The organism is Ochrobactrum sp. P6BSIII, assembly GCF_014138065.1.
In the GTDB taxonomy this organism is placed as follows: domain Bacteria; phylum Pseudomonadota; class Alphaproteobacteria; order Rhizobiales; family Rhizobiaceae; genus Brucella.
On sequence record NZ_JACGXB010000041.1, the window covers coordinates 1 to 3,542 of the forward strand.

The following is a 3,542-nucleotide window of genomic DNA, read 5'->3' on the forward strand; positions in this document are numbered from 1 at the left end:
AGCGGCGACGTGACATCAAAGACCTCCAAATCCGAGGCCTTTCAATAACTAATCCATTCAAATAGCTAGCCTATTTATGAGTGCACGGCCTAGCATGATGGTTCTTCCTTCCGTTAACGCTTTTAGGGCATCCACGGCCGACCGCCTTTAGTGCCCGCGTTTGTTGGGATGAGTTGTCAAAACGCATGAGCCCTTGATCTTCCGTAATGCCACCAGCCGGCAAGTTTGGAATTCCCTCTCGATTAGTTGTAAAATGTCCGCCACCGAACAGGGCCCATATAAACAGGACCATTAACAATAGACCCATGACAAGGAGCATCATGCGCGGGAAGTATCGCAAAATTCCCGACGATCGATCCCGATAGGAATTCGAATTCTGACCTGTCTGACTGTTCATCGCTAAATCCATGACGTTATGACGAGCATCGCCAGTATGATCGTTCGACGGATGACATAACTGTGGCGTTCCTGTAGGCCACGGAGACGTTCAACCGGTGATCGGTTCTTTTTTTGGGGTCGTCAGCATCTTATCAAGACGAGCATTATCGCTAGCTTTGCGTTGTGCAGTCATTGCTATCGACCTTGTTTTCCCAATGATTACACAGGATAAATGTTCCGGCCACTTCATAGTCTTCGTCGTAGGGGGCTTTCTACTTCCAACCAGAATACCTCGGCGAATTGCCCGCTTTTCAGTGAAAATTCACAAAAACGGAACCGATGGGTGAGCAAGTCAGTTCTATCGGGACGCTGAGCGTTGGGCGGCGGATAAGGGCACGTTCTTACAGTTGTAGAGGAATTGTCATGGAAAAATTCTTCACTCATCTTTCCCAAGTCATCGCTGAAATTGCAGGGACATCCTATGCCTTCGGCTGTGCCTTGGGCTTCATCGTCGTTTGGGCGGTTTCTGGCCCGCTTTTTGGCTTTTCCGATACCTGGCAATTGGTCATCAACACCGCCACCACGATCATTACCTTTCTGATGGTGTTTCTGATCCAGAACTCGCAAAATCGCGATTCCACCGCTGTGGAAGCAAAGCTGGACGAGGTACTTAGATCTGTAAAGGGTGCGCGCTCACGGCTTATCGGGATTGAACACCTTACGGAAAGCGAAGTTGAAGCCATCCGAGCAGCCATCGAGGACGAAAATGGCAATAAATCTACCACTGCGAATGTAGAAGAATTGCTTCGCGCTGCGACCAGAAGGGCAAAACAGCACGGTGCGAAAAAATGATCGTTCTAAAAAACTGCGGCACCCCCGCCTATGCTTCGCGAGTGTCAGCCCTATCCCGACCGTCGCGAGATGCCCACATCATTGGCTGGCCAGGACTGTTTGGTTCCGGTGAAGGTTGCCCCGCATTCGGAAGAGGAGGTATCTGCTCGGGTTCATCCGGATTAGCTGGTTCGCTATCGGGTATTGATTCCGGTGGTGGCTTCGGTTGCTTTTTCGGCTCAGCAGGCGGGATTTCTGTCGGATCCCCCGATTGGCAGAAGAACGGCACCATTTAAGGCTGACCACGTACATTTGACATCAAATTGCGGCGCGTCCATTGATCAATCCTTTCTCATCTCTAAGAAAACCGAACATTTCATCCGGGTGATTGTTCCTCATTGAGTCTGATATCTGTCCGGCATAACGACTGAATGTGCGGACTTACGGGCGCAATAGAATTACAGACGTCCTTGAATATCAGAGGGTATTTGCCAAATTTATCGTAGAATACATTTGGAGGAGATCGTTCATGCCCGATCATGATGCAGAAACTCGGAAAGACGACCTTCGAACAGGCATCCCCTTCTGGATAAAAACACCCAATTCCACCGTTCAAGCAGAAACCCATCTTCCTCGAAGGGCTTTTGACATAATCGTCGTCGGAGCAGGTATATCCGGAGCACTGACGGCAGAAGCGTTGACGCGCAGGGGAAAAAACGTGTTGATCGTTGATCGGCGCCCTCCGGCACGGGGCTCGACATCAGCATCGACAGCAATGATCCAACATGAGATCGACGTCCCCCTGACCCGACTAAGCCGGAAGATTGGTGAGAACGGAGCTCATGCTGCTTGGTTAAGATCAGCGCAGGCCGTTCAGGACCTGATTGATTTGTCGGGTGCGCTCGAGCTCAATTGCCAAATGCATGCAAAGCAAGCGCTTTACCTGGCTGGCGATGAGATGGGAGCGAAAGCGCTTGCCAACGAGGCCGCTGCACGCAACAAGGTTGGCATCAGCGCCAGTTATTTTAGTCATAAAGTCCTCTTAGAGCGTTTTGGATTGAACCGCCCCGCAGCAATTTTGTCGAACATTTCCGCATCAGCTAATCCCGCGCAACTTACCGCGGGGTTGTTGCACACGGTTCTAACCCGCAATGCCCAGATCGTTTCGCCCGTCGAGATTACGGATATGGCAGAGTCGCCTTCAGGCGTAGCCTTGGCAACTCGTCGAGGCGAAGTTCTGGTTGCTGAACATGCAGTATTTTGCACCGGCTACGAATATCTGCCTCAAATGGAGGCGAAATCGCACAGTATCACATCGACCTGGGCGTTGGCTTCAAAGCCTTTGCGAAACGCGCCACCTTGGTTGCGAGATATGCTCGTCTGGGAGGCTGCAGATCCCTATCTTTATCTCAGAACCGATGATTTTGGGCGTATTATTGCCGGTGGCGAGGACGAACAGGCGCAAAATAGCAATGAGGATTCGAAGAAACTCGCAGATAAAGCGGCAATCATCATTCGTAAGCTGGAAGACCTCATCGGAGTGACGATTGATAAGCCCGACTATGTTTGGTCAGCTCCATTCGGTGTGACCAAAGATGGCTTGCCGATCATCGACCGAGTTCCCGGTTACGAGCGCATTTTTACCGCTATGGGCTTCGGTGGCAACGGAATTACCTTCGCGATGATTGCAGCTCAAAATATCACAGCCGCCATAACAGGCGAGACAGTTCCTGACACAGAACTCTTCCGATATCGCTGATCCATAAATCAAGCGATGATACAGACTACGAGCCTTTCACATCTGGACCGAGGGAAATGGAAGCCGGTTGCGCCTTACGTGTTGATTTGCATTGATTGTCCGCCAAGGATGCCACGGAAGCACACCCTATTCGGGTAGCGCTTTTGGAAGTGAAATTGATATTTTGAGGGCATTCTCCACCCACAATCGATCAAAGCCTGCGTTCAAGGCCGACACCAGTGCCCTTTCCAGTCTTGTACCGAACCCCTCGCTGGGTTGGTCATCATGATACTCATTACCTGTTTCAAGCCAATAAATGAAAATAGTGTCAGACGACTCTTGAATATCTATCGAAAGCTCGCGCTCAGAACTCGCTAATGCACCGTGCTTGGCAGCATTCGTTGTCAGCTCATGCAAAAGCAGCGAGAGATTTGTCAACGACTTTCCTGTGACGGCAGGATCATGGCCCGTGATATGAAAATTGTTTTCACCATAAGGCTCTAGGCGGCGTGGACGAATTTGAGCCAGTATCTTGCGGTAGCAATATGAACCATGCTGATGAAGCTCTCGGCGAGTTGGTCGTATCGAGTAGCAA

The 3,542-nt window shown here is 50.6% G+C and carries 3 protein-coding genes and 1 pseudogene; 2 read left to right on the plus strand and 2 right to left on the minus strand.

Annotated elements, in window-relative coordinates:
- Positions 1-801 precede the first annotated feature (801 nt).
- Positions 802-1,230 carry a low affinity iron permease family protein gene (locus FHW00_RS24310; protein WP_078341351.1) on the plus strand — a complete coding sequence of 143 codons (429 nt, stop codon included), beginning with the start codon at positions 802-804 and terminating at the stop codon, positions 1,228-1,230.
- A gap of 508 nt (positions 1,231-1,738) precedes the next feature.
- The gene (locus FHW00_RS24315; RefSeq protein ID WP_078341349.1) at positions 1,739-2,968 is read left to right on the plus strand and encodes an NAD(P)/FAD-dependent oxidoreductase; all 1,230 of its coding nucleotides are present in this window, start codon (positions 1,739-1,741) and stop codon (positions 2,966-2,968) included.
- A gap of 126 nt (positions 2,969-3,094) precedes the next feature.
- On the opposite strand, the gene FHW00_RS24670 is transcribed toward FHW00_RS24315, so the two are convergent.
- Together FHW00_RS24670 and FHW00_RS24675 are read right to left on the minus strand one after the other, a co-directional pair.
- A complete protein-coding gene (locus tag FHW00_RS24670) occupies positions 3,095-3,385 on the minus strand; it encodes a hypothetical protein (protein WP_078341348.1) in 291 nt (96 codons plus the stop codon).
- 62 nt (positions 3,386-3,447) lie between these two features.
- Positions 3,448-3,542 (minus strand): annotated as a pseudogene (locus FHW00_RS24675) (IS5 family transposase); the annotation flags it as partial.

Coding starts and splice junctions, on each gene's coding strand:
- FHW00_RS24315 (WP_078341349.1), top strand. CDS start 1,739: ATGCCCGATCATGATGCAGAAACTCGGAAAGACGACCTTCGAACAGGC.
- FHW00_RS24310 (WP_078341351.1), top strand. CDS start 802: ATGGAAAAATTCTTCACTCATCTTTCCCAAGTCATCGCTGAAATTGCA.